This window comes from Haloimpatiens lingqiaonensis (assembly GCF_901447495.1).
GTDB lineage: Bacteria > Bacillota > Clostridia > Clostridiales > Clostridiaceae > Haloimpatiens > Haloimpatiens lingqiaonensis.
The window spans coordinates 1-4,899 of the sequence record NZ_CABDWS010000124.1 but is presented as its reverse complement, the minus strand read 5'-3'; the positions used below and the strand labels follow the sequence as shown (position 1 = coordinate 4,899).

Annotated in this window: 4 protein-coding genes; all 4 read left to right on the top strand. The window is 29.4% G+C overall.

What is annotated here, in order from left to right; translation table 11 throughout:
* Positions 1 to 219: 219 nt before the first annotated feature.
* The gene (locus FGK85_RS14505; RefSeq protein WP_138207810.1) at positions 220 to 570 is read left to right on the top strand and encodes an Asp23/Gls24 family envelope stress response protein; all 351 of its coding nucleotides are present in this window, start codon (positions 220 to 222) and stop codon (positions 568 to 570) included.
* Between the two features lie 16 nt (positions 571 to 586).
* Complete coding sequence (locus FGK85_RS14500) at positions 587 to 2,221, top strand: DAK2 domain-containing protein (protein WP_138207808.1); 1,635 nt, start codon at positions 587 to 589, stop codon at positions 2,219 to 2,221.
* Positions 2,222 to 2,271: 50 nt separating this feature from the next.
* On the top strand, positions 2,272 to 4,302 hold the full coding sequence (gene recG / locus FGK85_RS14495) for an ATP-dependent DNA helicase RecG (RefSeq protein ID WP_138207806.1): 2,031 nt from the start codon (positions 2,272 to 2,274) through the stop codon (positions 4,300 to 4,302).
* Between the two features lie 222 nt (positions 4,303 to 4,524).
* A partial coding sequence (locus tag FGK85_RS14490; RefSeq protein ID WP_341472459.1) for a hypothetical protein occupies positions 4,525 to 4,899 on the top strand: 375 nt, incomplete at its 3' end.

Genomic DNA, 4,899 nt, shown 5'->3' with positions numbered 1-4,899 from the left:
AAGATTTCGTGGGGTAGGGGTAAGTGTATCTATTTTTGCGACCTATCGGTCTGCGGGCTTACCAGCCCTTTAAGTAAATGTAAAAAGATACAATTCCAGTAAAAATAAAATTTTTACTGGAATTTAGGTGCTAAATCTCTGTATGTTCTATAATAAACTTGAATAAATTTGCTATTTAATATAAAATAGTTTATATGGTATGGATAAGGAGGAATTTCTATGAAAGGAAGCATTACCAATAAAAATGGAGCAATTTATTATTCTGATGAAGTCTTATCTAACATAATCGGACTATCCACTATGGAGTGTTATGGTGTAGTAGGTATGGCTTCTAAAAATTCCACTGATGGATTTTGGGAACTATTAAAAAGAGAAAATTTAAGTAAAGGCGTAAAAATTAATGCAAAAGAAAGTGAAGTAGCTATAGAATTATATATAATAGTGGAATATGGAACTAAAATATCAGTTATAGCTAATAATATTATACAAAAAATAAAGTATAATGTTGAGAAGTTTACAGGACTAAAAGTTACTAGTGTTACTGTAAATGTGCAAGGCGTAAGAGTCTAAGAGGAGGTACTTTAAGTTGGAACACTTATATATAGATGGACGTAATTTTTATAATATGATTATTAATGCATCTAATAAATTAGAAGAACAAAAGGAATTTGTAAATTCATTAAACGTATTTCCAGTGCCAGACGGAGATACGGGAACTAATATGTCTATGACTTTAAAGACGGCAGTTTCAGAAATTGAGGAATTAAAGGGTAGTTCCCTAGATAGTATAGCCAAGAAATTAGCTAAAGGAGCCCTAATGGGGGCTAGGGGAAACTCAGGAGTTATATTTTCTCAAATAGTTAGAGGTATTTCTAAGGGTATGGAAGGAAAGGAAAAGATAAGTGCTAAGGAGTTCGGAAATAGTTTAGTTGAGGGCTCTAAGTTTGCTTATAAGGCTGTTATGAGACCTACAGAAGGAACCATACTGACAATAATACGAGCAGCAGGTGAAAGTGCTTCTAAATCCTCAAATGTGGATATAGTAAATTTGTTAGAGGAAGTATGTAATTATAGTGAAGAAATATTAAACAAGACTCCAGAAATGCTTCCAGCTTTAAAAGAGGCAAAGGTTGTAGATGCAGGAGGAATGGGCTTATTAATAATATTAAAAGCTATGAAAGAAGCTTTGGAAACTCAAATGGATTATACAATAAGTAAAGAAGCTTCTGAAGCAAAAACCCAAAAGGCAGCTATAAATACTATAAAAACTGAAAGTATTAAATTTGGATATTGCACAGAATTTTTTGTCATATCAAATAATATCGATGTGGAAGAGTTTAAAAGTGAGTTAGAAAAGCATGGAGACTCTATGGTAGTAGTTGGGCTGGATGATGTTGTAAAGGTACATATTCATACTAACGATCCTGGTCTTATACTATCTAAAGCAGTAAAATTAGGAGAATTGTCTAAAATAAAGATAGAAAATATGAGGGAACAACACAGACATATTTTAGTTAAAGAGGATGAAATACCTAAAGAAATATCTGAACCTAAGGTAGAACTAAAAAAATATGCCTTTATACCTGTAGCTATGGGAGAAGGTATAACAAATATATTTAGAGATTTAGGTGCTGATGAGATAATTGAGGGCGGACAGACAATGAATCCAAGTACCCAAGATATATTAGAGAGTATTAATAAGTTAAATGCAGAAAATATTTTCATATTACCAAACAATAAAAATATAATTATGTCAGCTAATCAAGCAGCAGAGCTTTCAGATAAGAAAGTATATGTTATACCAACTAAAACAATACCTCAAGGTATTTCAGCTATAACAGTATTTAATAGTGAGGTAGAGGCTGAAGAAAATATAGACAATATGAATGAAGCTATAAAAAATGTTAAAACAGGAAAAGTAACTTATGCAGTAAGAGATACAGAAAATGAAGGAAAGATAATCAAACAGGGCGATATATTAGGATTAGTTGAAGATAAAATAGAAGAAGTAGGTAGTGATGTATACACTGTATGTGAAGAAATTGCATCAAAGATAATGGACGAAGATAAAGAACTTATTACAGTACTTTATGGTAGGGATGCAGATGATGAAACTGTAAACAAATTAGTAGAGCGTATGGAAGAAAAATATCCTGACGTGGATATTCAAAGTTATAGTGGAAAGCAACCATTGTATTATTTTATAATTTCTGCTGAATAAAAAAGCCTTCGGGCTTTTTTTTACATTACTAAAGTGTGGAGTGAAAAACTATGAGCATATATAATGATGTGGGAACTATAAAAGGTGTAGGGGAAAAAACAAGAGCCATGTTTGCTCAATGTGGTATTAATAATATATTAGATTTGTTATTATATTTTCCTAGGGACTATGAAAAAGCTAATGTAGTAAAGGACGATAATCTTCTTTTAGGAGAAATGAATATAATTCCATTAATAGCTTTAGAAATACAAAGGGATTATAGAAAAAATAATAAAACTATAACTACTGTAATTTTTTCACATAATAATATTAAAATATCAGCAAAATGGTTTAATCAGCCCTATATGAAGAATAAATTCAAATTAGGTCAAAAGTATGTACTAGAAGGAAAAATAGAAAAATTTAAAAATATAATATATACTATAAATCCTAAAATAGTAACTGAGACTAATGGCACAGAACAAGTTATAAAACCTAAGTATCATTTAAAGGGAAAAATTAATGATAATATTTTTAGAAAAACTATATTACAGGTTATGAAAAATATAAGAATAAAAGAAAATTTACCTGAGGATTTAGTAAAAAAATATAATCTATGCTCTTTAGATACGGCTATAAGAAATATACATAATCCCATAAATGAAACTATTTTAGAAAAATCACTGGAAAGGCTTAAGTTTCAAGAGATGTTTACTTACTGTCTGAAAGTAAATATATTAAAGGAATATTTAAATAAAAGTACAAAGGGTATATATTTTAATATATCACCTGAAATTGAGGAATTGAAAAAAAGTTTACCTTTTGAGTTAACTAATGCTCAAAATAATGTATTAAAAGAAATATTAAAAGATCAGCAAAGCGGTTTACCAATGAATAGATTAATTCAAGGAGATGTAGGAAGTGGAAAAACCATTGTAGCTATTATTGCACTTTTAAATGCTGTGAAAAATGGGTATCAAGTGGCTTTTATGGCACCTACAGAAATATTAGCTCAACAACACTATAATGAGGTAACTAAAATTTTAGATAAATTCCAAATAAATACAGAAATATTAACAAGCAGTGTTGCCAAAAGGAAAAAAGAAAATATAAAGGATAAATTGGCTAAGGGTGAAATTCAAATAATAGTAGGTACTCATTCATTGATACAGGAAGATGTACAATTTAAAAATATAGGTTTAGTTATAGTAGATGAGCAACATAGATTTGGGGTACTGCAAAGGAATAAATTAAATAACAAAGGTAAAAATATAGATGTTATGGTAATGAGTGCAACGCCTATTCCTAGAACTTTGAGTTTAACTCTATATGGCGATTTAGATGTATCTACTATAGATCAGCTGCCACCAGGAAGACAAAAAATAGAAACTTATGCTGTAAATAGGCATTACAGAGATAGAGTATATAAGTTTGCCTTAAATGAAGTAAAAAGCGGAAGACAAGTTTACATAGTATGTCCTTTAGTAGAAAAAAATGAAACCTCAAGTTTATGTTCCGTTGAAGGATTATATGAGGAATTGAAAGAAAAATATTTTTCAGGAATTTCCTTGGGTTTATTACATGGTAAAATGAATAATAAAGACAAGGAAGAAATAATGCAAAAATATAAAGAAGGAGATATAAATATCTTAATATGCACCACTGTTGTTGAGGTGGGAGTCAATGTACCAAATGCTACTTTAATGATAGTAGAAAATGCTGAAAGATATGGGCTTGCTCAATTACATCAGCTTAGAGGAAGAGTTGGAAGAGGCAGCTACAAATCTTATTGTATACTAATTGCAGATGGTAAAAGTGAAAAAACTAAGAAACGCATGGATATTATGAAAAATAGTAATGATGGATTTTATATTGCGGAAGAAGACTTGAAAATAAGGGGAAGCGGAGAATTATTTGGCTTTAGGCAACACGGTGAAAATGGATTTTTAATCAGTGATATATTTGAAGATATAGATATATTTAAAAAAGCCCTTTTAGAGAGTAAAAAGTTTTTTGAAAGTAAAGAAGATAAGGATATGGAATTGAGAGAGAAAATAATTAAAAGCTTAGAGGAAACCGCAAAGTATATATGTTTCAATTAAAATATAATAGTTAATAGTTGCATCCAGATTAATGACAGAAGTTTAGCGCTTAAAAATTTTTGGGGCGTGAGCCCGCTGATTTATAATGAATGATTGAGGGTTAGGTTAAAAACCATAAATTCTGATTTTTGCTGGAAATTTTAGAGAAAAAATTTGCATAATAAAAGCATCCTTTTTATAATAGTTTTTACTAGAAACCAACTTAAAAAGGATGCTGATAAAATGAGTAAAAGTTATTTAAAACAATTACTTACTTATATTAATAAGGTATACGATATAGGTGAAAAAATCAATAACTTAAAAGATAAAAGAATAAAATCTGATGTAAAAATTTCAACAATTACCTTCGTGGTGTTATTTGGATTTATGCTTCAGATAAGAAGTTTCAATAGATTAGAACATTGGCTTAAAAAAGGCAAGTTTAAAAAAGTAATACCTAAAAAAACTAAAATGCCACGCATTGATGCCGTTAGGCGCTCCTTAAGTGATTTTGATTTAGATGGATTAAAAGAAATTCATAAACATATAATAAAAACCATTGTAAAAAATAAAGTATTTAGAAATGGTACTATAGATAAATTAAAAGTAGTTGCCATA